The organism is Paracoccus sp. L-17, assembly GCF_056857655.1.
The window spans coordinates 108,702-131,755 of the sequence record NZ_JBSXNM010000031.1; the positions used below are offsets into that span (position 1 = coordinate 108,702).

Here is a 23,054-nt window from a genome sequence, read left to right on the forward strand (position 1 = left end):
TGTCGAATCGCGGGCGTGATGAGCAATAATGTTTCGCGGCCGATGCTGCAAGCGCGAAATCGGGCGCGCCGCGGCGCAGCTTGACGCGGATCGGGATAGGGTCGAAGAGCGGAACGGAAATCGCGGCCAGAGGGAAGGGACACGGAATGACGCGCATTGTCTATGTTGACGGGGAATATCTGCCCGAGGATCGGGCGACCGTCTCGATCTTCGACCGGGGCTTCCTGATGGCCGATGGCGTCTACGAAGTGGTCAGCGTTCTGGGCGGCAAGCTGATCGACCTTCCCGGCCACATGGCGCGCCTGCAACGGTCCCTGAACGAACTGGCGATGACCGATCCCTTGTCAGAGAGCGATTACACCGCCGCCTTTCGCGAACTGGTTGCAAGAAACGAAATCGGCGACGGTCTGATCTATCTTCAGGTGACGCGCGGCAATGCCGGTGACCGCGATTTTGCCTATCCGCCCGAAGGAACGCGCCCGACCGTGGTGATGTTCACCCAGTCGAAGCCCGGACTTGCCGATGCGCCAGTGTCGAAGACCGGCTGGAAGATCATCAGCGTCGAGGATCTGCGGTGGGGGCGGCGCGACATCAAGACGGTGCAGCTGCTCTATCCCTCGATGGCCAAGATGGAGGCCAAAGCGCGCGGCGTCGACGATGCCTGGCTGGTCGAGGACGGCCACGTGACCGAAGGCAGCAGCAACAACGCCTATATCGTCAAGGACGGGGTGATCGTGACGCGCGAATTATCCCACGACATCCTGCACGGAATCACCCGCGCCGCAGTGCTGCGTCTTGCCGCCGAGGCGCAGATGAAGGTCGAGGAACGCCGCTTCACCATCGCCGAGGCGCAGGACGCGGACGAGGCCTTCGTCACCTCGGCCTCGGCCTTCGTGATGCCGGTGGTCCAGATCGACGGCGTGGAAATCGGCAGCGGTAAGCCCGGCCCGGTCGCGGCCCGCCTGCGCGAGATCTATCTGGAAGAAAGCCGCAAGTCCGGGATCTGAGGCGGCCGCCGGGGGCTGTCTGCCCCCTGACCCCCGAAGGTATTGGGAAAGAGCGCGAGGGTTCAGAGTCCCGTTTCATCCAGCACGCGCGCGATGACCGGAGCCAGCCTTCCGGCCCATTCGGCCTGGCCCTGTTCGGTCCGGATCAGGTCGTTGCGGATCTCGATCAGCATGTTGGGGCGGCCATGGGACAGGGCGTGACGGTCGATCGAATCGCCGTCCAGATGGCCGCTATAGGGCTGGTTCTCGCCGGTGATCCAGCCTTCCGCGCGGCAGGCCGCGACCATGGCAGGGCCCAGGCGTGCGTCGCGGTGCGAATAGAGGATGCCGATCTGCCATGGACGCGGCGGCCGGCCGCGCAGCTGCGGGGTGAAGCTGTGGACCGCGCAGAGGCAGCGCGCCGGGTGGCGGGCGGCCAGCCGCGCCAGCGCGGCATGGTAGGGACGGTGCAGGCGCTCCAGCCTGCGACGACGTTCGGCCGCGTCGGCGCTCTTGTTGGCCGGGATCACCGTGCCGTCATAAAGACGCATCAGCAGGGTCGGGTCGTCCTCGCCCCGGTTCGGGTCGATCACCAGGCGCGAGAAATCGGACAGGATCGCGGGGGCATCCATCAGCGCGGCCAGACGTTCGGCCACCCCGGCTGCGCCGACATCATAGGCGATGTGGCGCCCCATGTCGGCGTCGGCGATGCCCAGTTCGCCGCCGCCGACCCATCGGGGAACCCGGTTTGTCGCGTGGTCGCAGGTGATCAGCCAGCGCGAGGGGCGATCCTCGCCCAGCGTCCAGAAGGCACGTTCCGTCGTGGAATGGTCATCTTTCATGGTGCAGCCTGTCTAGGCCGGAATGTTCCCGGACGCCAGTTGCCGCGGGCATGCGTTTGCGGCATAGATAGCGCTAAACGTGGAAGGGGCGCATGATGAGACGACATCGCAATGTGAAGATCGTGGCGACACTTGGCCCCGCATCCTCGACGCAAGAGATGATCCGGGCCCTTTTCGATGCCGGCGCCGACGTTTTCCGCCTGAACATGAGCCATGGCGACCACGCCGATCACAAGGCCCGTTTTGACGCCATCCGCGCCGTCGAGGCCGAAACCGGGCGCCCGATCGCCGTCCTGGCCGATCTTCAGGGGCCGAAACTGCGCGTCGGGCGCTTTGCCACGGGCAGTCACGATCTGGAAGCGGGCGATCGGTTCCGCTTCGACCTGGATGCGGAACCGGGCGATACCGATCGCGTGCAGCTGCCGCATCCCGAGATTTTCGCCGCGCTGGAGGCGGGATCGGAACTGCTTGTCAATGACGGCAAGATCCGCCTGCGGGTGGATGAATGCGGCGCCGACTTCGCCAATTGCACCGTCACCGTCGCCGGCACGATCAGCGACCGCAAGGGCGTGAACGTGCCCGACGTGGTGTTGCCGCTGGCGGCCCTGTCGGACAAGGATCGCGAGGATCTGGAATTCGCCTGCGAACTGGGCGTGGACTGGCTGGCGCTGTCCTTCGTGCAGCGCGCCGAGGACGTGGAGGAGGCACGGCACCTGGCCCGGGGCCGAGCCGCGGTGCTGTCCAAGATCGAGAAACCCTCGGCGGTGCGCGCCTTCGACGAGATCCTGAAGGCGTCCGACGGGATCATGGTCGCGCGCGGCGATCTGGGGGTGGAATTGCCGGTCCATTCGGTGCCCCCGATCCAGAAGCGGCTGGTGCGGCAATGCCGTGCTGCGGCCAAGCCGGTCATCGTGGCCACGCAGATGCTGGAATCGATGATCGAAAGCCCGATGCCGACGCGGGCCGAGGTCAGCGACGTCGCCAATGCCATCTACGAGGGAACCGACGCCGTGATGCTGTCGGCCGAAAGTGCCGCGGGGGCCTATCCGGTCGAGGCGGTGACCACGATGGACAGCGTCGCACGTTCGGTCGAAGCCGATCCGAATTATCGCGGCATCATCGAGGCCGCGCGGCAGGCCGAACTGCACAGCGTGGCCGACGCCATCGTTACCGCCGCCCGCGAGATCGCCGAAACGACCGACGTGGCCGCGATCTGCGCCTTCAGCCAGTCGGGCAAAACCGTCAGTCTGGTCGCCCGCGAACGCCCGCGCGTGCCGATCATCGCGCTGACGCCGCTGGAAAACGTGTTGCGCCGCATGGTCTTGACCTGGGGGACGCATTGCGTGATCACGCCGCGTCTGACCCGCTTCAAGGAGGCGGTGGTGAACGCGACCCGCGCGGCGCGGGATTTCGGCTTCGCCGACGAGACGCGGCAGGTCGTGGTCATGGCCGGCGTGCCCTTCAACGTGCCGGGCACGACCAACATCGTGCGCATCGCGCCTTGCGACGAACGCTTGATCTTCGCCTCCGATCCGGAATAAGCCCGCAACAGCGAAGAAGAACGGGTGGTTTCGATGTCCGATTATCTGCTGCTGGCCGGCGTTGCGCTGGGCCTTGTCTCGATCCTGCTGGCCGTGGTGCAGCTTGTCCAGGCGACGCCGCCGCGCGCCGCCGTGATCACGTTGATCCTGGGCATCGTCGCGATCTTCGCCGCGGCCTATCTGAATCCCGAACCGTTCCAGGCCGGCGACCTCGCCCGCGCCTGGGATCGGGTCGCGACCGATGCGATGACCCCGCCGGGCAAATAGGCCGGCATCTCTTGCCAAGACTGGCGCGCCCCGTTATAGGGCGCGCTTCGACCCGCGCGGCCGGCCGGAATGGCATTGCCGAGTCGCGCGTTCACTCTGATACGAAGGAGATGAAAATGCCGAAAATGAAGACCAAAGCGGCCGCCAAGAAGCGGTTCTCGATGACGGCCACGGGCAAGGTGAAATCCGCCCAGGCCGGCAAGCGCCACGGCATGATCAAGCGCACCACGAAGTTCATTCGCGATGCGCGCGGCACCACCGTCCTCAGCGACGCGGATGCCCGGATCGTGAAGAAATACATGCCCTATAACCGCTGATCGTCGAGGACTGAACAATGGCACGAGTTAAATCCGGCAAGGTTACCCACGCCCGTCACAAGAAGGTTCTGGACAAGGCCAAGGGCTATTACGGCAACCGGTCGCGCAATTTCCGCACCGCGACGCAGGCGGTGGACAAGGCCAACCAATATGCCACCCGCGACCGCAAGAACCGCAAGCGCAACTTCCGCGCGCTGTGGATCCAGCGGATCAATGCCGCCGTCCGTCTGGCCGATGCCGACATGACCTATTCGCGGTTCATCAACCTGCTGGCGAAGGCGGGGATCGAGGTGGATCGCAAGGTTCTGGCCGATCTGGCCATCCACGAGCCCGAGGCATTCGGCGCCATCGTCGAAAAGGCGAAGGCTGCGGCCTGATCGCACGGGATTCGCGAACTTCCGAAAGCCCGCGCCGGATCGGCGCGGGCTTTCTGCGTGCTATGACTTGAATTCGAAGGGCGTGCCGTCGCCCGCGGTGCCGCCCCAGGCGGTGACGGGCACAACCGCATCCGCGCCGCCGCCCATGCCGGGCGAATCGGGCGGCATTCCGGGCACCGAAAGACCGGCGATGTCGGGTCGCTCTGCCAGCAGCGTCCGGATTGCCGCGAAGGGCACGTGCCCTTCGATCACATAGCCGTCGATGACCGCGGTGTGACAGGACCACAGCGCCTCGGGGACCGCGTTGGCGGTCTTCATGCCTTCGTAATCGTCTGTGTCGGTGACACTGACCGAAAAGCCCTGTTGCCGGGCCAGATCCACCCAACCCTTGCAACAGCCGCAGCTGGGACTTTTGGTGACATTCATCTGCGGTGCGGCCTGGCTTTCGGACTGGGCCAGGGCGGCGAGGGGGCGCAGCAATGGCAGAGCGGTCAGCATCAAGGCCCCGGTCAGCAGGTTGCGGCGGGTCGAGGAGGTGCGGTTCATCGTCTTCTCTCTTTGGTGTCGATCAGGCGGCGCAAGCAACATCGCAGGAACACATGGCCAAGGCCGGCCTCGCGTTCATGCGAGAGGTCGCATTCTTCCACATTGCGGCGCCGGTCGGGGGCGATCAATGCCCGTCCGATCACAAGGGTGCGACAGACCGGCGATTGAGCCGCGGGTCGCGCCCGTCTATCGTCGTGCCATGACGCATCATGATCCCGTGTCCGCCATCCCGGCCCGCGTGCCGCTGGCCACCCGTCCCGTCGGCATCCTGAGGACGGTGATGATCGCGCGCCGCAACGTGCTGGGGATCATTCCCGAACTGGCGCTGCGTCAGCCCATCGTGTCGGGACAGACCGGTATCCGCTGGCACATGGTCATGGATCCCGACAGCCTGCGCCATGTCCTGAAGGACCGGGTCGAGGATTATCCGAAATCGGTCGTCACCAAGCTGATCCTGGAACCGGCAATCGGCGACAGCCTGTTCATCGCCGAAGGCGCGAACTGGCGCTGGCAGCGCCGAGCCGCCGCGCCCGCCTTCGCGCTGCGCCATGTTCAGGCGCTTGGCCCGGTGATGACCGCCGCCGCCGAGGCGTCCTGCCGCCGTCTCGAGGCCGCGTCCGGTCCTGTGGATCTGTTCGCCGAAACCGTGGCCGCGACCTTCGAGGTGATCTCGGACGCGACCTTGTCGGGGGAACGATCCTTTGACCGCGACGCGGTGCATCACGCCATCGACGGCTATATCGCGCAGACCGCCAAGGTGTCGCTGATGGATGTGATCGGCGTGCCGCGATGGGTGCCGCGTCCGGGACGGATCTTTGCGGGGCAGGGCTTGCGACAGATGAAGCAGATCGCGGACCGGGCCATCACGGACCGGGCCGCCGCCGCGCAACGGCAGGGTCCGCCCGACCTGCTGGATCTGCTTCTGGATGCCGACGATCCCGAGACCGGACGCACCATGAATCGCGACGAGCTGCGCGACAACCTGCTGACCTTCATCGTGGCGGGACACGAGACGACGGCACTGACGCTGGCCTGGGCGCTGTATCTTTGCGCCTTCGATCCCGATGTGCAGGACCGCGCAGCGACCGAGGCGCGGGCGATCCTCGGCGACCGGGCCGCCGCCGCCGCCGACATGGAGCGGCTGCCGCTGATCCAGCGCATCGTGTCCGAGGCCCTGCGGCTTTATCCGCCGGCGGCCTTCCTGTCGCGCACGGCGCAGGCGCATGACCGGCTGTGCGGCCGCGAGATCCGTCCCGGCGACACGGTCATGCTGCCGATCTATGCCCTGCATCGCCACCATCTGCTGTGGACGAATCCCGATGCCTTCGATCCGGACCGGTTCCTGACCCCGCCCGACCGCTATGCCTTTCTTCCCTTCGGCGCCGGTCCCCGGATCTGCATCGGCGCCGGGTTCGCGATGCAGGAGGCGGTGATCATCCTTGCCACCCTGCTGTCGCGATTCCGTTTCACCGCGATAGCCGGCCGCGCGCCAGAGCCGCGGATGATCCTGACCCTGCGGCCGCATGGGGGCGTCTGGCTGAACGTCGCGCGGCGCTGACGACGGATTCGGCGCGGCGCTGGCGGCTGGGAAAAATGGCTCTTGCGCCCCGGAGATAGTTCCATTATTCGTGAATTATGGAAACGAAAGATGCCCTCGATTGTTTTACCGCCCTCGGCCAGCCGCTGCGCCTGTCGGTGTTCCGTCTTCTGGTCCGGGCGGGCGCGGATGGCATGCCGGCGGGCCAGATCGCCGAGGCTTTGTCGGTGCGCGATAACACGCTGTCGGCCAATCTGTCGGTGCTGTCTGCGGCCGGGCTGATCGCGAAGCGCCGCGAGGGACGTTCGATCCGCTATTTCGCCGACCTGACCACCATGCGACATCTGGTCGATTACCTGCTCAGCGATTGCTGCGGCGGGAATCCGGATTTGTGCAGGCCCGCCGTCAACAACCTCATCAACCCGCCCCGACCCATTTCGCCATCGGAGGACAAGGTGCGCGACACGCCCTTCAACGTGCTGTTTCTGTGCACCGCCAATTCGGCCCGGTCGCTGATCGCCGAGGCGATCCTGAACGCCGATCCCTCGGGCCGGTTCCGTGCCTTTTCGGCCGGCTCGCACCCCTCGCGCCAGCCGAATCCGCGCACGCTGCAATTGCTGGAACGGCTGGACTACGATCTTGCCGGCATCCGGTCGAAAAGCTGGGACGAATTCGCCGGTCCCGACGCGCCGCGGATGGATTTCGTCTTCACCGTCTGCGACAACGCAGCCGGCGAGGTCTGCCCGGTCTGGCCAGGCCATCCCGTGACCGCGCATTGGGGCGTGCCCGACCCGGCCGCATTCACCGGAAACGCGGCCGAACAGGCCGCAGCCTTCAGCCGCACCCACCAGATGCTGGCCACAAGGCTGGCCGCCTTCATCAGCCTGCCGATCGAGTCGCTGGAACGCGCCTCGTTGCAGGCCCGCATCGACCAGATCGGCGCCCGTTCAGACCAGTTGCAGGCGGGGTGAGACAGCAATGACCGATATCTCCGCATCCCATGCCGGCGGACTGGGCGGGTTCGAACGTTGGCTCAGCCTGTGGGTTCTGGCCGCCATGATCGGCGGCATCGGCCTGGGCGTGATCGCGCCCGGTCTCGTGCAGGCCGTCGCCGGGGCCGAGATCGCCTCGATCAACCTCGTCGTTGCCGTGCTGATCTGGGCGATGGTCTATCCGATGATGATCGGAGTCGATTTCGGCGCGGTCTCGGGCATCGCCCGTCAGCCGCGCGGCCTGCTGGTGACGCTTGTGGTCAACTGGCTGATCAAGCCCTTCACCATGGCCCTGCTGGCGGTGCTGTTCTTCGATCATGTCTTCGCGGCGTGGATCGCGCCGGCCGATGCATCGCAATATATCGCCGGGCTGATCCTGCTGGGCGCCGCCCCCTGCACCGCGATGGTGTTCGTCTGGTCGCAACTGACCCGCGGGGACGAGACCTATACGCTGGTCCAGGTCTCGGTGAACGATCTCATCATGGTGGTGGCCTTCGCGCCCATCGTCGCCTTTCTGCTGGGCGTGACCGAGGTCGAGGTGCCCTGGCAGACGCTTGTTCTGGCGACGGTGCTCTATATCGTGCTGCCGCTGATCGCGGGCCAGATCACCCGCCACGCGATGCGCGGCGCCACCGCCGCCTTTACCGCCCGGATCAAGCCGTTCTCGGTGATCGGGCTGCTGGCCACGGTGGCCATCCTGTTCGCGTTGCAGGGACAGGTCATCCTGGACCGGCCGGTCGTGATCGCCATGATCGCGGTGCCGATCCTGATCCAGAGCTATGGCATCTTTGCCCTCAGCTACGCCGCGGCCCATGCGCTTGGTGTGCCGCACCGGATCGCTGCGCCCTGCGCGCTGATCGGAACCTCGAATTTCTTCGAACTGGCCGTCGCGGTCGCGATCAGCCTGTTCGGCCTGAACTCGGGCGCGGCGCTGGCCACGGTGGTCGGCGTGCTGGTCGAGGTGCCGGTGATGCTGACGCTGGTGGCCTTTGCCAACCGGACCCGCGACCGTTTTCCCGAGGCCCGCGCATGATCGTCATCCACCACAATCCCGATTGCGGCACCTCGCGCAACGTTCTGGCCATCATCCGCGCCTCGGGTGCCGACCCGGTCGTGATCGACTATCTGCGCGAAGGCTGGACCCGCCCGCACCTGCTGACGCTGTTCGCCGCCGCAGGCCTGACGCCCCGACAGGCGCTACGGATCACCGGAACCCCGGCGGCCGAACTGGGCCTGCTGGATGATACCGTCGAGGATGCCGCGATTCTGGAGGCGATGCTGGCCCATCCGGTGCTGGTCAACCGGCCCATCGTCGCCTCGGCCCGTGGCGTGCGCCTGTGCCGGCCCTCGGAAACCGTCCTGCCGCTGCTGGATCGCGTGCCGTCTGGCCCGATCTTCAAGGAAGATGGCCAGATGATCATGAACGGAAAAGGAGAAATCCTTGGCTGACCTGCCGAATATCCGCCGCGATTGCCTGCCGTCCCCTGACCCCGATGCGCTGTTTCCGGCCGCGCGCAGCACTCATGGTGCGCGCATCCTTCTGCTTTACGGATCGCTGCGCGAGCGCAGCTTTTCGCGGCTTGCTGCCGAGGAATCCGCCCGTGTCCTGAACGCCCTGGGCGCCGAGACGCGGATCTTTGATCCTCGCGGCCTGCCGCTGGCCGATGCGACCGGGGTCGACGACGCCAAGGTCGCGGAGTTGCGCGATCTGGTTCGGTGGTGCGAAGGCATGGTCTGGTCCTCGCCCGAACGCCACGGCGCCATGTCGGGCTTGATGAAGACCCAGATCGACTGGATCCCCTTGTCGCTGGGCGGCGTGCGGCCCACCCAGGGCAAGACGCTGGCGGTGATGCAGGTCTGCGGCGGCAGCCAAAGTTTCAACACCGTCAACCAGTTGCGCATCCTGGGCCGGTGGATGCGGCTTCTGACCATCCCCAATCAATCCTCGGTCGCCAAGGCCTGGGACGAATTCGACGATCAGGGTCGCATGAAGCCCTCGCCCTATTACGACCGCATCGTGGACGTGATGGAGGAATTGATGCGGTTCACCCTGCTGACCCGCGACATCCGCGACCATCTGGTGGACCGCTATTCCGAACGTGTCGAAAGCCGCGCGGCCCTGTCGGCCCGCGTCAACCAGACGAAAGCCGTCTGAGCCCGGCCTTTTCCAGCGCCCGACACAATGCTAAGGCAAGGGCCAGGAAGCCACGCGAAGGCATGACGATGGACGATCTGACCCCTCTGCGCCAGCAATGGCTGGACCGCATCAAGGACGCCGCCGACCCGGCCTCGATCGAGGAGGTGCGGCTCAAGGCGCTTGGCAAGAAGGGCGAGATCAGCCTGAAGATGCGCGAACTGGGCCGGATGAGCCCCGAGGAACGTCAGACCACCGGACGCGCCCTGAACGAATTGCGCGACGAGATCGACACCGCGCTGCGCGCCCGCCGAGCCAGCCTGGAGGATGCCGCGCTGGAGACACGCCTCGCCGGCGAATGGCTGGACGTGACGCTGCCCGGCCGGCCGCGCCCGGCGGGCACCATCCATCCGGTCAGCCAAGTCACCGACGAAGTTACCGCGATCTTCGCGGATATGGGATTCGCCGTCGCCGAAGGCCCGCAGGTCGAAACCGACTGGTACAATTTCGACGCGCTGAACATCGCCCCCGAACATCCCGCGCGGCAGGAACACGACACGTTCTTCATGCACCGCGCGCCCGGCGACGATCGCCCGCCGCATGTCCTGCGCACGCATACTTCTCCGGTCCAGATCCGCGCCCTGCAGGAACACGGCGCGCCGATCCGCGTGATCGCGCCGGGCCGCGTCTACCGGATGGACATGGACCAGACCCATACCCCGATGTTTCATCAGATCGAGGGGCTGGCCATCGACCGCGACATTTCCATGGCGCAACTGAAATGGGTGCTGGAACAATTCTTCTCGGCCTATTTCGGGACACCGGTGAAGACCCGTTTCCGCGCCAGCCATTTCCCCTTCACCGAACCCTCGGCCGAGGTCGATATCCAGTGCTCCTGGGAAGGCGGCACGCTGAAAGTGGGACAGGGCGACGGCTGGCTGGAAGTGCTGGGTTCGGGCATGGTCCATCCGCATGTGCTGCGTTCGGCCGGGATCGACGCCGATCGCTGGCAGGGCTTTGCCTTCGGCATGGGCATCGACCGTCTCGCGATGCTGAAATACGGCATTCCCGACCTGCGCGCCTTCTTTGAAAGCGACCTGCGCTGGCTGCGCCATTTCGGCTTTGCGCCGGGCGACATCCCCTCGGTCGCGGGCGGCCTGAACCGTTGAGCTTCTGGCGCGGCATCTTCCGGCACCACCGTCGCGAGGCGACCCCCGCCGCGCGCCGCCTTTATGCGCAATTCGAGATCGCCCATACCGTCGTCGATTTCGCGGCGGCCCTGTGCTTCATCATCGGATCGATGATGTTCTTTTCCGCCAGCCTTCAAACCCCGGCGACCTGGTTCTTCACCATCGGTTCGGTCTTCTTCGCGATGAAGCCGACATTGCGGCTGTGGCGTGAAATCAAGCTTTACCGGATGGGCGAGACGAAGACTCTGGCGGACCGGTTGGGGTAGGTTCGGGACAAGCCTTGGCAGGTTGTCCCAATTGCCCCTTGGCGCCGCCAGCCTGTCTTGTGGACCGCATCGACACCGCCGCGGGCGGGCTCAGGCCTTGTCATCTTGCGGTGTCTCGGCCGCAACGCCGTAGCGGTTCCTGAATGAGGCTGCGGCCGCCAGGATATGCGCCTCCATCGTGCGGGCGGCCCATTCCGCCATGCCAAGGGCGATCGCCTCGGCAATGTCGTGGTGATGGCCTGCCGAGCGGACCCGCTGACCAAGGCTGTAACGTTGCAGGGTCAGGCTGACGAAAGCCACATCCACGGTGCTTTGAAGCAGCCTTTCGAGCCGCGGGGCGCAGGCGGCCTCGAGGATCAGCCGATGGAAAAACGCATTCTCTTCCTCGATCCGGCGAGCGATATCCGGATCGCTGCGCTTCGCCAGGGCGGCGACGTGACGTGACATGCGTTCGGCCGATTGCTTCACGGCCTCGCGCTGTTCCGCGCTGGCGCGTTCGGCGGCGCGCGCCGCGGCATAGGATTCCAGCCGCGCCCGGATATCGAAGATCTCCTGCATCTCGCCGGGCGTGGGCAGCACGCACCACAGGCCGCTGCCGCTGCGGCGTTGCAGCAAACCCTCGATCAGCAAGCGGCCGATCGCCGCGCGGACGGGCGTTCGCGACAAACCCAGCATGGATGCAAGCCCGGTCTCGGTCACCTTGCGATCGGTCGGCAGGCTGCCGCTCAGGATCGCGTCCCGCAACTGACGATAGGCTCGGTCGGTGGAGGTTGCGAATTTCGAATGTTCCATCGGGTCACGAATGCAAAAATTTCAGAAATTGTATCCATATTCTTAAGTTTCTTGCAAGCAAGACGGAATCTGGTTCAGAATGTATCCAGAGATGCGATCTTTGGGATTCAAGGGGGACAAAAGCCGCAATGAGCGAACCCGAAGGGCGAGAGTTCGGCCCCCTGCAGGGTCTGCGTGTGATCGAGATGGGACAATTGCTTGCCGGTCCCTTCGTCGGCACGCGCTGCGCCGATTTCGGAGCCGAGGTCATCAAGATCGAGCCGCCCGGCACCGGAGATCCCATCCGTAACTGGGGGCGCAACCAGTATCAGGGCAAGACGCTGTGGTGGCCGATCATGGCGCGCAACAAGCATTCGGTATCCGCCGATCTCCGCCATCCGCGTGGGCAGGCGCTGGTGCGCAAGCTGATCGAGACCGCGGATGTGCTGATCGAGAACTTCAAGCCCGGGACGCTGGAAAAATGGGACATGTCGCCCGAGCGCCTGCATCGCATCAATCCGGGGCTGGTGATCGTGCGGGTTTCGGGCTTCGGGCAGACAGGTCCCTATGCCTCGCGGCCCGGCTTTGCCTCGGTGGGCGAGGCGATGTCGGGATTGCGCTATATCAATGGCTATCCGGACATGCCGCCACCGCGTTTCGGAATCTCGCTCGGTGATACGCTGACGGCGCTGTTCGCTTTTGAGGGCATGATGATGGCGCTGTTCCGTCGCGATCGAAACGGCGGGCAGGGCCAGGTGGTCGATGCGGCCATCACCGAAAGCTGCTTTGCGATGCTGGAAAGCTGCGTGACAGAATTTTCCAAGACCGGCCATGTTCGCAAGCCCTCGGGGTCGGGGCTGGCCAAGATCGCGCCGTCCAACATCTATCCGACCAGCGATGCGGGCTATGTCGTCATCGCGGCCAATGTGGACGCGATGTTCCGCAGGCTGACCCGGGCGATGGATCGTCCGGAACTGGCAAGCGATCCGAAATACGCGACCCATATCGCGCGCGGCGACAACCAGCAGGAACTGGACGCGCTGATCGCCGAATGGTCCGGCGCGCTGACCATGGCCGAACTGACCCGGCGGCTGGATCGCTTCGACGTGGTGCATGGCCCGATCAATTCGATCGCCGAGGTGGTCGAGGATCCGCATTTCCGTGCGCGGGGCATGGTTCGCGACATCGAGGATGACGAGTTCGGCAGCATCACCGTGCCGGGTGTCTTTCCCGTCCTGTCCGATACTCCGGGCGATATCGCATGGCTTGGCCCGCAGGAAATCGGCGCCAGCAACGCGCAGGTCTATGGTCGTCTGGGTCTGTCGGAAAGCCAGCTGGACGAGCTTCGCGCCGAGGGGGTGATCTGATGCTGACCCTGTGCGAGGTGGGACCGCGCGACGGATTGCAGAACCTCGACCGGATATTTTCGGTCGAGGAGCGGATCGAGATGATCACCGGGCTTGCCGATGCCGGCGCGCGGCATGTCGAGGCGGTCAGCATGGTCCATCCCGCCCGCGTCCCGCAGATGGCCGGCGCCGAAGAGGTTCTGGCGGGCCTGCCCCCCTTGCCGGATGTGCGATTGGCGGCGCTTGTCCTGAACCTGAAGGGGACGGAACGTGCCATCGCGACCCGCGCGACCGAATTGCGCTTTGCCGTCGTCGCCTCGGACACGTTCTGCCGCCGCAACCAGGGAATGTCGGCGGAAGACAGCGTTGCCGAATTCAGCCGCGCCGCGGCCGTCGCCAGCGAGGCCGGGCGCGATGTGACAGCCGTCATCGCCACCGCCTACGGTTGCCCCTTCGAGGGCGAGATATCCGAGGCCCGCGTTGCCGCCATGGCAAAGGCCGTGATCGCGGCCGGCGCAGGGCAGGTGGTGCTGGCCGACACGATCGGCGTCGCCGCCCCGGCGGATATCCGACGGGTCCATCGCGCGATGGCTCCGGTTCTGGGCGGCACGGGCTGGGGCGTGCATCTGCACAATACCCGCGGGACCGGTATGGCGAACCTGATCGCGGCGATCGAACTGGGCGCCGAGGTTGCAGACACATCCATCGGCGGCCTGGGCGGCTGTCCCTTCGCGCCGCGCGCAACCGGCAATATCGCGACCGAGGATGCGAATTATCTGCTGACGCGGCAAGGCATGGCGACGGGTCTGTCGCATGACCGGCTGGCCGCGCAGATCGACTGGCTGGATCAGCGTGTTCCGGGGCGCGTGACCGGGCAGATGTCTCGCGCCGGCTGGTTCGGCGCCGCCGAGGGCGCCGCATGATCGAACCGCTGATCGTTCTGGTCACCCTTCTGGCGTTGATCGCCATCGGCGCCCCGATCTTTCTGGCTCTTGGTGCGGCCGGGATGATCGGACTCTATATGGCGCGCGGGTCGATGGCGCTGTTCTTCGGGCCCAGTTCGCTTTTCGCGCAGCTGAACAGCTTTGAACTGCTGGCTCTGCCGCTGTTCGTGCTGATGGGAAATTTCCTGTCGGCAACGCCGGTCGGGGCCAATCTCTACCGTGCGGCGGCGCTGTGGTTCAACCGCCTTCGCGGCGGACTGGCGATCGCGACCGTCGGCGCCTCGACGGTGTTCGGCGCGGTCTCGGGGGTCTCGATCGCAGGGGTCGCGGCCATTGGATCGATCGCCGTTCCGGAAATGCTTGCGCGCGGCTATTCGCATCGGCTTGCGGCCGGGGCGGTCGTCAGTTCGGGCGCGCTTGCCATGCTGATCCCGCCCAGTGTCCCGCTGATCATCTATGGCGCCGTCTCCGGCGTCTCGGTCGCGGATCTTTTCATTGGCGGGATCGTGCCGGGGGTGATCCTGGCGATGGCCCTGGCGGGATATATCTGGATCCGCGCCAGTTTGAATCCGTCCGAGGCGCCGCGGGAAACCGAAGCCACGCACTGGGGGGCACGCCTGCGTTCGCTTGGCGGCTTGTGGCACGCGGCTTTGCTGGTGCTTCTGGTTCTGGGCGTCATCTATTCCGGCGTCGCCACGCCAAGCGAGGCGGGCGCCTTTGGCGCCCTGGGCGCGCTGGCGCTGGCGGCGCTGGTGTTTCGCAGCCTGACATGGATGCGTTTCTGGCAGATCATCGCGTCGAGCGCGCGGATCTCGGGGGCGATCCTGCTGATCATGGGCAGCGCGCGGATCTTTGGCGATTACCTCAACCTGATCCGGCTGCCCGATACGGTATCGCAGGCCCTGACCCAGACCCAGCTTCCGACTTTCGCCATCCTGATGGTGGTGATGATCGCCCTGTTGTTCCTGGGCATGCTGATCGACGCGGTTTCGCTGATCGTGGTGACGACGCCGATCTTGCTGCCGCTGATCACGGCCCTGGGCTATGATCCGCTGTGGTTCGGGATCATCCTGGTCATGAATCTCGAGATGGCGGTGATCACGCCGCCCGTGGGGCTGAACCTCTATACGCTGAAGGCCGTCGCCCCGGTCCTGGCCATCGAGGATATCATCCGCAGCGTGCTGCCCTTCGTGATCCTGCAATTCCTGGTGCTGGCGATGTTCGTGCTGGTGCCTGAAATGGCGCTGTGGCTGCCGGGCCTGATGCCCTGAGCCCCGCCTGACGATAGACAAAAAGAGGGAGGAGAAGACATGACGACCAGAAGACAGATCCTTGGCGCCACCGCCGCTCTTGGCGGGCTGTCCCTTGCGGGGCTGCCGCGGCGGGCCTTTGCCGCCGAGACGCTGACCGGGGTCAGCTACCTGCCGCCATCCTATGCCGATCTGGCATATGGTTCGCAGGGGTTGGTTGACCGGGTGAACAAGGCGGGAGAAGGCGTCGTCGCGCTGGATTATTATGACAGCGGCCGCCTGGTCGCGGCGGATGAACAACTGCCGGCGCTGCGGGCTGGCACGATCGACTTCATGTTTCACACCTCATCCTATGTCACGCGGTCGCTGCCCATCCTTGGGGTCCTGGGCCTGCCCGGCGTGGTCGGCCCCCTTTATGAGAACCCCGACCGGTTGCGCCGCGGCGCGCCCCTGTTCGAACTGATCGCGGCAGAGCTGGAAAAACAGGGGCTGCGCTGCCTGTCGCTTGGCGGTGGAATCATGGAACCGGAATATATCTGGAGCATCGAAAGCGCGCCCATCACCAACCTCTCCCAGATCGACGGCAAGAAGATCCGGCTCGTGTCCTTCGAGGCCTCGGCTGCGTTGGAACATTTCGGCGCCGCCCCGGTGCGCATTCCCTCGTCCGAACTGTATCTCGCGCTGGAACGCGGGACGGTCGATGCGGCCGTGGCCAACATCTCGACCATCAACGGACGCTCGATCCAGGAACAGGTGGATTATGCCTATCGGATGCCGGTGACAGGCTTTGCGATCGGCGTCTTCACGACCACGCGCCGCTGGGACGCGATGCCCGAGAATGTCCGCGCCGCCTTCATGGAGGGGGTCGAATGGTTCGATCAGGAAAGCGCCCGCGCAGCGAACGAGGATTATTTCCGCGATCAATACTGGCCCGCCTTCAAGGAGGCCGGGATCGAAGTCATCGAGCCGGCCGACGACGAGATCGCCGAATTCGACAAGATCAACGTCGACGTGCGTCAGGTCTGGCTTGACGAGGTCGGTCCTGACGTGGGTCAGCGTGCCATCGCGCTGGCCCTTGGCGAAGAAGCATAACGCCGATGCGCGCCGTCGACCGTGCGATGGGTTGGCTGACCTGGATCTTGCAGGCCGGCGGCGCGCTGGTGCTGGTCTTCATGATGATCACCATCGGCTATGACGCGCTGACGCGGCACTTCTTTGCCCGCGCCACCAGTTGGAGCATGGAGATCAACTCGTTTCTCATGGTGTATCTGGCGCTGGTCACCGCAGCCGACACGCTTCGACGAGGCGAACAGATCGGCATCGGCTTTCTGGCCGAACGGGGCAATCCGGCGTTGCAGCACCTTCTGCGGGTCGTGATCGCGGTCGTGGGCGCGGGTTTCTCGTTCACGATCGCCTGGCGAGGCTGGCTGATGGCGCGCGACGCCTTCGCCTATGGCGAGCGCGTCAGCAGCGCGTTCGGCACGCCCATGTGGATACCCTATGGGTTGATGCCGGTCGGCTTTGCCGTGCTGGGCCTGCAATTCGTGCTGATGGTCTTCGCGCGCCGCAAGGACATTGTGCGATCCGATTACGGTTAAGCCTTTTTCCCCATCGGACGGTTGCGCCGAGAAGAATGGCCGAGAGGACGCAGCCTCAGACAGCGCGGGTCAGACCGCCATCGAGGCGCAGGTTCTGGCCGGTCATGTAGCTGCCCTCGTCGGAGGCGAGCCAGGAGATCAGCGACGAGACTTCGGCGGCCCGGCCATAGCGGCCCATGGGAATGCGCACGCGCCGGTCCTCGGTTTCGGGCAGGCTGTCGATAAAGCCGGGCAGGACGTTGTTCATGCGGATGTTGTCGGCCGCGTATCGGTCGGCAAAGAGCTTGGCAAAGGCAGCGAGGCCCGCGCGAAACACGCCCGAGGTGGGAAATAGCGGATCGGGTTCGAAGGCTGCGAAGGTCGAGATGTTGATGATCGCGCCGCCGCCCTGCTTTTGCATGATCGGCGTCACCAGCCGGGCGGGGCGGATCGCGTTCAGCAGGTAGACCTCCATCCCCTCGTGCCAGCCGTCGTCTGAGATCTCGAGCACGGGACCCTTCGGACCGTGACCGGCGGAATTGACCAGGACGTCGATCCGTCCCCAGCGGTCCATCACATTGCCGACCAGCGCGGTCACATCGGCAACCGATCGGTTCGAACCGGTCACGCCGACACCGCCGAGCTCCTCGGCCAGCGCCTCGCCCTTTCCGGAGGACGAGAGAATGCCGACCCGAAACCCGTCTTTGACCAGCCGCCGCGCAGCATCCGCGCCCATCCCGCTTCCACCGGCCGTAACCAGCGCGACCTTTTCTACTGTCATGACAGCCTCCTTGGTGCTTGCGATCCTGAATAGCCCGGATCGGCCGCAGAAGCGAACCAGAATTGACGCCGCCTGACAGTAGAAATACGACTGCCAGATGAACGATCTTCCTCCCATGAACGCGCTGCGCGCCTTCGAGGCCGCCGGACGGCACCTGAACTTCCGTGCCGCGGCAGGCGAACTGGGCGTGACCCAGGGCGCCGTCGCGCAACAGGTCCGAGGGCTTGAGGGCCATGTCGGCATGGCATTGTTCGCGCGTCTGCCCAAGGGACTGGCCTTCACGGCGGCCGGACGCGGCTATCACGCCCGGGTCGCCGAAGCTTTCGCCATCCTGCGCGAGGCATCCGCGGTGCTTCGGCCTCAGGCAGCGCGGGTGCTGATCAGCGTCACACCCACATTCGCCGCGAAATGGCTTATCCCGCACCTGCCGGACTTCACCGCGAAACATCCCGACATCGATCTGCGGATCCTCGCGACAGAAAAGCTGTCCAGTTTCCACGCCGACGGTATCGACTTGGCGGTCCGTCTCGGCGCCCCTCCCTTCGGCGCCGCGCTCCGGGCGCATCTGCTGTTTCGGCAGAACATCGTCGCGGTCGCCTCACCGGGCCTGCTTGCCGGGCATTCCGGCCCGCTGGACCGGGCGGCGCTTGCCGTGATACCCAAGCTGCATGACGCGCATGATCTCTGGCCCGGCTTTCTGCGGCTGTGTGGCGTTGCGCACAGCCAGGGGCGCGACATTCGCCTCAGCCAGACAACTCTGGCCATAGACGCGGCGCTGGCGGGACAGGGCGCGGCCCTGGCCAGCCGGTTTCTTGTCGCGGCCGATCTGAAGGCCGGGCGGCTGGTGCAGGTCGTTGCGCAAGAACTCAGCGGGCAGGGGGATTTCTTCCTCCTTGCGCGCCGCGGAACGAACCGGTCGGACGCCGTCGAGACCACCTGTCGATGGCTGATCGAGGCGTCGGAACCATGACCTGCGCGGGCGAGACGGTTTCTTGAAAGCGGTGTAAATTATCTGGACAAGAGCTTGATCTCGAACGGTGTATCGATCCCGATGCCGACCGTCTGATTGCACATGCGCCCCGATCAAGCCGATCCATGTCCGCAGCGCCGATATTCCGGCCGTCAAGCCACCGCCGCGGCATCTGATCAGACTTGCACAAGTGGAAAAGCCGGCGCATCCGCGTTGTCCGCCAAGGCATCACGGATCCTTTGCGCGCGGGACATCGGGAAATGGCTGCCGTTCCTGAACACGTTTCGAACCATGTGCGTTGCGCCTGAGCCAGATTTCAGGCGCTTGCTTGAAGATATCCGAGAACTTCAGATTGCTGCCTGAAGGCATTTCGGCCACCGTTTAGTGGATGGTTGACGAACCTATCGAATCAAGTGTAGAGTGAACGCTAGACAGGAAACGGAGACAGGAGCCATGACCAGCGGGAGGGAGAAGTTCGGGGCGTTTATTCGCCGCGAGCGTGAGGCGCGGGAGATCGGCTTGCGCGAGATGGCCAAGAAGATCGGGGTGAGCCCGACGTATATGTCGAAGGTGGAGCGCGACGAGTTCACGCCGCCGACTGAGGACAAGGTTCGGTCGATCGCGCAGATTCTCGAATGCGATCCGGACGAATTGCTGGCGATGGCGGGGCGCGTGCCATCCGATCTCGCCGACATCATCAAGCGGCATCCTGCCGAAATGTCTGCGCTGCTGCGAACCGCCAACGGTCTGAGCGCCGAGGACCTGGCCCGGCTTTCTCGGGAGGCAGGAAAGGCCAAGGGCAAGTGAAGCCACCGGGGCATGGCCCCGCTGATGCAGATGAAGGATGACGGATGAGCCGATTTGTTCCCTATCTTGCCGAAGAGGCTATCGAGCGCGACGCCGCTTCCCTTATCGGAGAGTATGAGCGCGCTCGGGGCGTGACGATCGAGCCGCCCATCCCTGTTGAGGACATCGTGGAAAAGTACCTCAAGCTGCGGATTGATTTCGACGACATGCACGCGCGCCACAATGTTCCTCGCCCTCCGAACGGCCAGCCCGACATCCTCGGCGCGATCTACGGCGACGGAAGCATATTCATCGACGAAAGCCTCGATCCTGAGGAGAACCCCTCGCGGGAGGGCCGCTATCGCTTCACGCTGGCCCACGAGGGCGGCGGGCACTGGCGGCTGCATCAGCACCTGATCGTGCAGGACGCGGCGCAAACGTCCTTCCTTGATGCCGCGAGCGAACCCAAGTTCATCTGCCGGTCGCGCGAGGCAAAGGAGCGGGTGGAATGGCAGGCCGATTTCTATGCCTCCTGCCTGCTGATGCCGCGCAAGATGGTCTTTGCCGCGTGGAACGAGTTCTTTCCTGACCGGAAGCAGCGCGTCCTCCAACCAGAAACGCCAGTTGCGCACTCCTTCGTCGAGATTCCGCGCATCCATGCTTCCGTTGGCGATTTCGACATTTCTGAAACAGAAGACGAGGCGCTGGAACGCTTCTGCAAGCCGCTGGCCGAGCGTTTCGTCGTTTCCCCAATCGCCATGCGCATCCGGCTGGAAAAGCTTGGCTTGCTTCATCGTATGGTGCCGCTCCAGCGGCTTTTGTCCGGCAGGAAATCCGGCCCCTTTTTTGACGAGACTGTAAAGTGTAAAGTGGACAGGCGAAATACGGCACAGCGGCGCGGGAGGACGGGTTCGAGACCCGAGACTTCTATCTCGCCTGCTTCATGCGCTGCACCGGATACGAACTGCTCGATCTGCGCGCCGAGGGACGGCGCAAGGTGTTCGTCTTCCGGGACCGCCCGTCCCGGCGCGAGGACATGCTTTCGTTCTACGGCGACGGGGCGACGGTGCCGCCCCTCGCGTTTTTCACCACCATCAAGGACATGAAGGCGCTGCTGCACAATGCGTGAGAAAACTCCCCATCCCAACGACGGCCTGTCCAACGGCCCTCAACTGCGCCAGGCGCTCGACCAGATCGTTCTCGACGGTCTGCGCCACGGTCATTTCCGCTGCGCCATTTCCGGCCCAATCGGCAAGAACAATAAGCGCGACCTCGTGATCGAGGCGGGCAAGTCCCACAAGTTCACGATCCCCGAGGACGAGCTGCCGCGCTGACAAGGCGCGCGAACCGGCGATCCCTGCGATTGGGACGCCGAACATGCAAATGACGATGCGATCCTGCGTTATCGGTGAGAGTCCGAGGCCGGAGATCAGGGGCACGGAGCGGCGAGAAGCCATCCGTGAGATCTTCGGTGAAAGCAGCAAACGACAATCGCAATGACGAACTGATCGGCCGGACCCGCGAGGTCTGGCAACCGCGCCTCGGGCGCGATGTGACCCGCGACGAGGCGAAGCAGATCGCCGCCAGCCTGACCGGCTTCTTTGCCGTCCTGGCCGAGTGGTCGCGGGCCGATAAGCCGGCCTCGGCGAATGATAACGGTGACACGGCGGCCTCTGGCGATGAGGAGGTGCGCGATGACTGCTGAAACCATCGCCAGGGCGCTTGGCGGCCACAAGGTCGGACAAGGCTGGACGGCGCGCTGCCCGGCCCATGACGACCGCGAGCCCAGCCTCTCCATCCGTGATGCCGACGGCAGGGTGCTAATGCGCTGTCATGCCGGATGCGACCAGCGCGACGTGATCGCGGCCCTGAAAGCACGCGGATTGTGGGACGGCAAGGCGCATTCGTCCCTCCGGAAATCGCGTCACCGCAAGGTGTCGCCACCGCGACCCGATCCCGACCAGACGGAACGGAGTGCTGTCGCGCTTTCGATAGGGCAGTCCACGATTCCTGCCGACGGCACGCCGGTCGAGGCCTATCTCGCCTCGCGCGGCCTGACCTGTTCGCTGCCGCCATCGCTTCGTTTTCATCGCGGCCTGAAGCACCCCTCGGGCGGGATCTGGCCCTGCATGGTGGCGCTAGTGACGCGGGGCGCTGACGACCCGCCACTGGCCATCCACCGGACATTCCTAGCCCGCGAGGGCCATGGAAAGGCGGCCGTGGAACCCGCAAAGATGATGTTCGGCCCGTGCCGGGGCGGGGCGGTTCGCCTTCGCGAACCCGGCGAAGTCCTGATGATCGGCGAAGGCATCGAGACCTGTCTCGCGGCCATGCAGGCAACCGGACTTCCCGCATGGGCGGCGCTGTCCACTTCCGGGCTGCCGGCGCTCGACCTGCCCGGCGGCTTCCGCGACTTGATTATTCTGGCCGATGGCGACGATCCCGGCGAGGTCGCAGCCCGAGATTGCGCGCTGCGCTGGATGCGGGAGGGGCGGCGGGTGCGCATTGCCCGGCCTCCGCGTGGCATGGATTTCAACGACGTGCTGCTCGGCCGCGCGCCCGGCATCGAGGAGGGCGCACAATGAGCAACGAGATTGACGGTGAAGACCTGAACCCGATCCTCGACGCGATAGATGCGGCCGAGGACATCCCCGATCCGCTTGACGGTCTGGTCGAGAAATCCGCCGAAGATCCCGGCGCGGCATTCACGCCCGAGGTCCTGGAACGGCTGGTCGCCCTCAAGTCTGAGGATCGCGCGGCTTTCGAAGCCTGGCGCGCGAAGCTCAAGAAGGCCGGATGCCGTGTGACGGCGCTCGACGAGGCCATGGCCGAAGAAAGCGGGGATGGCGGGCGCGGCCCGACGCAGGCCGACATCCTGATCGACCTCGCGGGCGCGGCCGACCTGTTCCATTCGGCGGACGGTACGGCCCTTGCCGACATCCTGATTAACGAACATCGCGAAACCTGGCCGGTGCGCACCAAGGGCTTCCGTCGCTGGCTGGCGCGGCAGTTCTACGAGCAGACCGGCGGCGCCCCAAGCTCCGAGGCGCTGCAATCGGCGCTCAACGTGGTCGAGGCAAAGGCGCATTTCGACGGTCCGAAACGGCCCGTGTTCATCCGCGTCGGCGGTCTCGACGGACGGCTTTACCTCGATCTCGGCGACGAGGCCTGGCGGGCGGTGGAGATCAACGCCACCGGCTGGCGGATCATCGACAAGCCGCCGGTTCGCTTCCGCCGCGCTGCCGGCATGCAACCCCTGGCCGTCCCGATTACGGTCGGGTCGGTCGAGACGTTGCGTGGACCTGTCGCGGTTTGATGCCGCTCCTTTGATAGCATTTACTGCAACAAAGGAGACGAACTATGGGATTGAAACGGACGGACGAATTCCGCCAGGATGCGGTGCGTATTGCGCTGACCAGTGGGCTGACGCGCAAGCAGGTGGCTGATGATCTGGGCGTTGGAATGTCGACGCTGAACAAATGGATCACAGCGCATTGAACCGCACCGGGTTTGCCGGAGGCTCCAACTCATGAGCAGGATGGAGCATCATGACAAAGACAACAAACAAGTATTCACCGGAAGTGCGCGAACGCGCTGTGCGGATGGTTTTGGATGGCGCAAGGCAGCATGAAAG

28 protein-coding genes and 1 pseudogene are annotated in these 23,054 nt (G+C 65.1%); 25 read left to right on the plus strand and 4 right to left on the minus strand.

Annotated elements, in window-relative coordinates:
- Positions 1-146: 146 nt before the first annotated feature.
- Complete coding sequence (locus AC13CR_RS06065; RefSeq protein WP_482900476.1) at positions 147-1,007, plus strand: D-amino-acid transaminase; 861 nt, start codon at positions 147-149, stop codon at positions 1,005-1,007.
- Positions 1,008-1,069: 62 nt separating this feature from the next.
- Here the strand turns inward: AC13CR_RS06065 and AC13CR_RS06070 are convergent, their stop codons facing one another.
- Positions 1,070-1,828 carry an N-formylglutamate amidohydrolase gene (locus AC13CR_RS06070; protein ID WP_292952099.1) on the minus strand — a complete coding sequence of 253 codons (759 nt, stop codon included), beginning with the start codon at positions 1,826-1,828 and terminating at the stop codon, positions 1,070-1,072.
- A gap of 95 nt (positions 1,829-1,923) precedes the next feature.
- Here AC13CR_RS06070 and pyk point away from each other — a divergent pair, with 95 nt between their 5' ends.
- From pyk to rplT, 4 genes are all read left to right on the plus strand, one after another.
- Positions 1,924-3,369 carry a pyruvate kinase gene (pyk, locus tag AC13CR_RS06075; RefSeq protein WP_292952102.1) on the plus strand — a complete coding sequence of 482 codons (1,446 nt, stop codon included), beginning with the start codon at positions 1,924-1,926 and terminating at the stop codon, positions 3,367-3,369.
- A 33-nt stretch (positions 3,370-3,402) separates the two neighbouring features.
- Positions 3,403-3,636, plus strand: coding sequence for a hypothetical protein (locus AC13CR_RS06080; protein WP_292952105.1), 234 nt, complete (start codon positions 3,403-3,405; stop codon positions 3,634-3,636).
- 116 nt (positions 3,637-3,752) lie between these two features.
- Positions 3,753-3,953 (plus strand): 50S ribosomal protein L35, encoded by a 201-nt coding sequence (gene rpmI / locus AC13CR_RS06085; protein ID WP_292952108.1) that lies wholly within the window; start codon positions 3,753-3,755, stop codon positions 3,951-3,953.
- A gap of 17 nt (positions 3,954-3,970) precedes the next feature.
- Positions 3,971-4,330, plus strand: coding sequence for a 50S ribosomal protein L20 (gene rplT, locus AC13CR_RS06090; RefSeq protein WP_292952111.1), 360 nt, complete (start codon positions 3,971-3,973; stop codon positions 4,328-4,330).
- Positions 4,331-4,390: 60 nt separating this feature from the next.
- On the opposite strand, the gene AC13CR_RS06095 is transcribed toward rplT, so the two are convergent.
- Complete coding sequence (locus tag AC13CR_RS06095) at positions 4,391-4,876, minus strand: DUF411 domain-containing protein (RefSeq protein WP_292952114.1); 486 nt, start codon at positions 4,874-4,876, stop codon at positions 4,391-4,393.
- Positions 4,877-5,075: 199 nt separating this feature from the next.
- Here AC13CR_RS06095 and AC13CR_RS06100 point away from each other — a divergent pair, with 199 nt between their 5' ends.
- The 7 genes from AC13CR_RS06100 to AC13CR_RS06130 all read left to right on the plus strand — a co-directional run bounded on the left by AC13CR_RS06100 (position 5,076) and on the right by AC13CR_RS06130 (position 10,995).
- A complete protein-coding gene (locus tag AC13CR_RS06100) occupies positions 5,076-6,434 on the plus strand; it encodes a cytochrome P450 (RefSeq protein WP_482900477.1) in 1,359 nt (452 codons plus the stop codon).
- 77 nt (positions 6,435-6,511) lie between these two features.
- On the plus strand, positions 6,512-7,384 hold the full coding sequence (locus tag AC13CR_RS06105; protein ID WP_292952120.1) for a metalloregulator ArsR/SmtB family transcription factor: 873 nt from the start codon (positions 6,512-6,514) through the stop codon (positions 7,382-7,384).
- A gap of 7 nt (positions 7,385-7,391) precedes the next feature.
- Positions 7,392-8,438, plus strand: coding sequence for an ACR3 family arsenite efflux transporter (arsB, locus tag AC13CR_RS06110; RefSeq protein ID WP_292952123.1), 1,047 nt, complete (start codon positions 7,392-7,394; stop codon positions 8,436-8,438).
- Entirely contained in the window at positions 8,435-8,854 is a 420-nt protein-coding gene (locus tag AC13CR_RS06115) for an arsenate reductase family protein (RefSeq protein ID WP_292952126.1), read from the plus strand. Before arsB ends, AC13CR_RS06115 begins: the two co-directional genes overlap by 4 nt.
- The gene (gene arsH / locus AC13CR_RS06120) at positions 8,847-9,560 is read left to right on the plus strand and encodes an arsenical resistance protein ArsH (protein WP_482900478.1); all 714 of its coding nucleotides are present in this window, start codon (positions 8,847-8,849) and stop codon (positions 9,558-9,560) included. Before AC13CR_RS06115 ends, arsH begins: the two co-directional genes overlap by 8 nt.
- Positions 9,561-9,628: 68 nt before the next feature.
- Positions 9,629-10,708 carry a phenylalanine--tRNA ligase subunit alpha gene (gene pheS, locus AC13CR_RS06125; protein ID WP_292952129.1) on the plus strand — a complete coding sequence of 360 codons (1,080 nt, stop codon included), beginning with the start codon at positions 9,629-9,631 and terminating at the stop codon, positions 10,706-10,708.
- Complete coding sequence (locus tag AC13CR_RS06130; RefSeq protein ID WP_292952132.1) at positions 10,705-10,995, plus strand: YrhK family protein; 291 nt, start codon at positions 10,705-10,707, stop codon at positions 10,993-10,995. The genes pheS and AC13CR_RS06130 overlap by 4 nt, the downstream gene beginning before the upstream one ends.
- 90 nt (positions 10,996-11,085) lie before the next feature.
- Here AC13CR_RS06130 and AC13CR_RS06135 read toward each other — a convergent pair whose 3' ends face one another.
- Positions 11,086-11,787, minus strand: coding sequence for a GntR family transcriptional regulator (locus AC13CR_RS06135; RefSeq protein ID WP_292978882.1), 702 nt, complete (start codon positions 11,785-11,787; stop codon positions 11,086-11,088).
- A gap of 128 nt (positions 11,788-11,915) precedes the next feature.
- Here AC13CR_RS06135 and AC13CR_RS06140 point away from each other — a divergent pair, with 128 nt between their 5' ends.
- The 5 genes from AC13CR_RS06140 to AC13CR_RS06160 are packed head-to-tail and all read left to right on the plus strand — an operon-like array spanning position 11,916 to position 16,904.
- Positions 11,916-13,133 (plus strand): CaiB/BaiF CoA transferase family protein, encoded by a 1,218-nt coding sequence (locus AC13CR_RS06140; protein WP_292952138.1) that lies wholly within the window; start codon positions 11,916-11,918, stop codon positions 13,131-13,133.
- Positions 13,133-14,035 carry a hydroxymethylglutaryl-CoA lyase gene (locus AC13CR_RS06145; RefSeq protein ID WP_292952141.1) on the plus strand — a complete coding sequence of 301 codons (903 nt, stop codon included), beginning with the start codon at positions 13,133-13,135 and terminating at the stop codon, positions 14,033-14,035. Before AC13CR_RS06140 ends, AC13CR_RS06145 begins: the two co-directional genes overlap by 1 nt.
- A complete protein-coding gene (locus AC13CR_RS06150) occupies positions 14,032-15,327 on the plus strand; it encodes a TRAP transporter large permease (protein WP_292952144.1) in 1,296 nt (431 codons plus the stop codon). The genes AC13CR_RS06145 and AC13CR_RS06150 overlap by 4 nt, the downstream gene beginning before the upstream one ends.
- 39 nt (positions 15,328-15,366) lie before the next feature.
- Entirely contained in the window at positions 15,367-16,398 is a 1,032-nt protein-coding gene (locus tag AC13CR_RS06155; protein WP_292952147.1) for a TRAP transporter substrate-binding protein, read from the plus strand.
- A gap of 5 nt (positions 16,399-16,403) precedes the next feature.
- Positions 16,404-16,904: a TRAP transporter small permease gene (locus AC13CR_RS06160; RefSeq protein WP_292952150.1), complete on the plus strand. Its 501-nt coding sequence runs from the start codon at positions 16,404-16,406 to the stop codon at positions 16,902-16,904.
- Positions 16,905-16,959: 55 nt separating this feature from the next.
- Here the strand turns inward: AC13CR_RS06160 and AC13CR_RS06165 are convergent, their stop codons facing one another.
- On the minus strand, positions 16,960-17,664 hold the full coding sequence (locus AC13CR_RS06165; protein ID WP_292952153.1) for an SDR family oxidoreductase: 705 nt from the start codon (positions 17,662-17,664) through the stop codon (positions 16,960-16,962).
- A 97-nt stretch (positions 17,665-17,761) separates the two neighbouring features.
- On the opposite strand from AC13CR_RS06165, the gene AC13CR_RS06170 reads away from it, so the two are divergent.
- From AC13CR_RS06170 to AC13CR_RS06205, 8 genes and pseudogenes are all read left to right on the plus strand, one after another.
- Positions 17,762-18,634, plus strand: coding sequence for a LysR substrate-binding domain-containing protein (locus tag AC13CR_RS06170; protein WP_292952156.1), 873 nt, complete (start codon positions 17,762-17,764; stop codon positions 18,632-18,634).
- A gap of 453 nt (positions 18,635-19,087) precedes the next feature.
- Entirely contained in the window at positions 19,088-19,441 is a 354-nt protein-coding gene (locus AC13CR_RS06175) for a helix-turn-helix domain-containing protein (protein ID WP_446233684.1), read from the plus strand.
- A 922-nt stretch (positions 19,442-20,363) separates the two neighbouring features.
- Positions 20,364-20,549, plus strand: a complete 186-nt coding sequence (locus AC13CR_RS06180) for a hypothetical protein (protein WP_366522637.1) — start codon at positions 20,364-20,366, stop codon at positions 20,547-20,549.
- Positions 20,542-20,754 carry a hypothetical protein gene (locus tag AC13CR_RS06185; RefSeq protein WP_292952171.1) on the plus strand — a complete coding sequence of 71 codons (213 nt, stop codon included), beginning with the start codon at positions 20,542-20,544 and terminating at the stop codon, positions 20,752-20,754. Before AC13CR_RS06180 ends, AC13CR_RS06185 begins: the two co-directional genes overlap by 8 nt.
- 137 nt (positions 20,755-20,891) lie before the next feature.
- The gene (locus tag AC13CR_RS06190; protein ID WP_292952174.1) at positions 20,892-21,125 is read left to right on the plus strand and encodes a hypothetical protein; all 234 of its coding nucleotides are present in this window, start codon (positions 20,892-20,894) and stop codon (positions 21,123-21,125) included.
- Entirely contained in the window at positions 21,115-22,005 is an 891-nt protein-coding gene (locus AC13CR_RS06195) for a DUF7146 domain-containing protein (RefSeq protein WP_482900479.1), read from the plus strand. Before AC13CR_RS06190 ends, AC13CR_RS06195 begins: the two co-directional genes overlap by 11 nt.
- Positions 22,002-22,736: a hypothetical protein gene (locus AC13CR_RS06200; RefSeq protein WP_446232426.1), complete on the plus strand. Its 735-nt coding sequence runs from the start codon at positions 22,002-22,004 to the stop codon at positions 22,734-22,736. Before AC13CR_RS06195 ends, AC13CR_RS06200 begins: the two co-directional genes overlap by 4 nt.
- 44 nt (positions 22,737-22,780) lie before the next feature.
- Positions 22,781-22,915 (plus strand): annotated as a pseudogene (locus tag AC13CR_RS06205) (transposase); the annotation flags it as partial.
- Between the last annotated feature and the right edge of the window lie 139 nt (positions 22,916-23,054).

Coding starts and splice junctions, on each gene's coding strand:
- AC13CR_RS06065 (WP_482900476.1), top strand. CDS start 147: ATGACGCGCATTGTCTATGTTGACGGGGAATATCTGCCCGAGGATCGG.
- AC13CR_RS06070 (WP_292952099.1), bottom strand. CDS start 1,828: ATGAAAGATGACCATTCCACGACGGAACGTGCCTTCTGGACGCTGGGC.
- pyk (WP_292952102.1), top strand. CDS start 1,924: ATGAGACGACATCGCAATGTGAAGATCGTGGCGACACTTGGCCCCGCA.
- AC13CR_RS06080 (WP_292952105.1), top strand. CDS start 3,403: ATGTCCGATTATCTGCTGCTGGCCGGCGTTGCGCTGGGCCTTGTCTCG.
- rpmI (WP_292952108.1), top strand. CDS start 3,753: ATGCCGAAAATGAAGACCAAAGCGGCCGCCAAGAAGCGGTTCTCGATG.
- rplT (WP_292952111.1), top strand. CDS start 3,971: ATGGCACGAGTTAAATCCGGCAAGGTTACCCACGCCCGTCACAAGAAG.
- AC13CR_RS06095 (WP_292952114.1), bottom strand. CDS start 4,876: ATGAACCGCACCTCCTCGACCCGCCGCAACCTGCTGACCGGGGCCTTG.
- AC13CR_RS06100 (WP_482900477.1), top strand. CDS start 5,076: ATGACGCATCATGATCCCGTGTCCGCCATCCCGGCCCGCGTGCCGCTG.
- AC13CR_RS06105 (WP_292952120.1), top strand. CDS start 6,512: ATGGAAACGAAAGATGCCCTCGATTGTTTTACCGCCCTCGGCCAGCCG.
- arsB (WP_292952123.1), top strand. CDS start 7,392: ATGACCGATATCTCCGCATCCCATGCCGGCGGACTGGGCGGGTTCGAA.
- AC13CR_RS06115 (WP_292952126.1), top strand. CDS start 8,435: ATGATCGTCATCCACCACAATCCCGATTGCGGCACCTCGCGCAACGTT.
- pheS (WP_292952129.1), top strand. CDS start 9,629: ATGGACGATCTGACCCCTCTGCGCCAGCAATGGCTGGACCGCATCAAG.
- AC13CR_RS06135 (WP_292978882.1), bottom strand. CDS start 11,787: ATGGAACATTCGAAATTCGCAACCTCCACCGACCGAGCCTATCGTCAG.
- AC13CR_RS06140 (WP_292952138.1), top strand. CDS start 11,916: ATGAGCGAACCCGAAGGGCGAGAGTTCGGCCCCCTGCAGGGTCTGCGT.
- AC13CR_RS06145 (WP_292952141.1), top strand. CDS start 13,133: ATGCTGACCCTGTGCGAGGTGGGACCGCGCGACGGATTGCAGAACCTC.
- AC13CR_RS06150 (WP_292952144.1), top strand. CDS start 14,032: ATGATCGAACCGCTGATCGTTCTGGTCACCCTTCTGGCGTTGATCGCC.
- AC13CR_RS06155 (WP_292952147.1), top strand. CDS start 15,367: ATGACGACCAGAAGACAGATCCTTGGCGCCACCGCCGCTCTTGGCGGG.
- AC13CR_RS06160 (WP_292952150.1), top strand. CDS start 16,404: ATGCGCGCCGTCGACCGTGCGATGGGTTGGCTGACCTGGATCTTGCAG.
- AC13CR_RS06165 (WP_292952153.1), bottom strand. CDS start 17,664: ATGACAGTAGAAAAGGTCGCGCTGGTTACGGCCGGTGGAAGCGGGATG.
- AC13CR_RS06170 (WP_292952156.1), top strand. CDS start 17,762: ATGAACGATCTTCCTCCCATGAACGCGCTGCGCGCCTTCGAGGCCGCC.
- AC13CR_RS06175 (WP_446233684.1), top strand. CDS start 19,088: ATGACCAGCGGGAGGGAGAAGTTCGGGGCGTTTATTCGCCGCGAGCGT.
- AC13CR_RS06180 (WP_366522637.1), top strand. CDS start 20,364: ATGCGCTGCACCGGATACGAACTGCTCGATCTGCGCGCCGAGGGACGG.
- AC13CR_RS06185 (WP_292952171.1), top strand. CDS start 20,542: ATGCGTGAGAAAACTCCCCATCCCAACGACGGCCTGTCCAACGGCCCT.
- AC13CR_RS06195 (WP_482900479.1), top strand. CDS start 21,115: ATGACTGCTGAAACCATCGCCAGGGCGCTTGGCGGCCACAAGGTCGGA.
- AC13CR_RS06200 (WP_446232426.1), top strand. CDS start 22,002: ATGAGCAACGAGATTGACGGTGAAGACCTGAACCCGATCCTCGACGCG.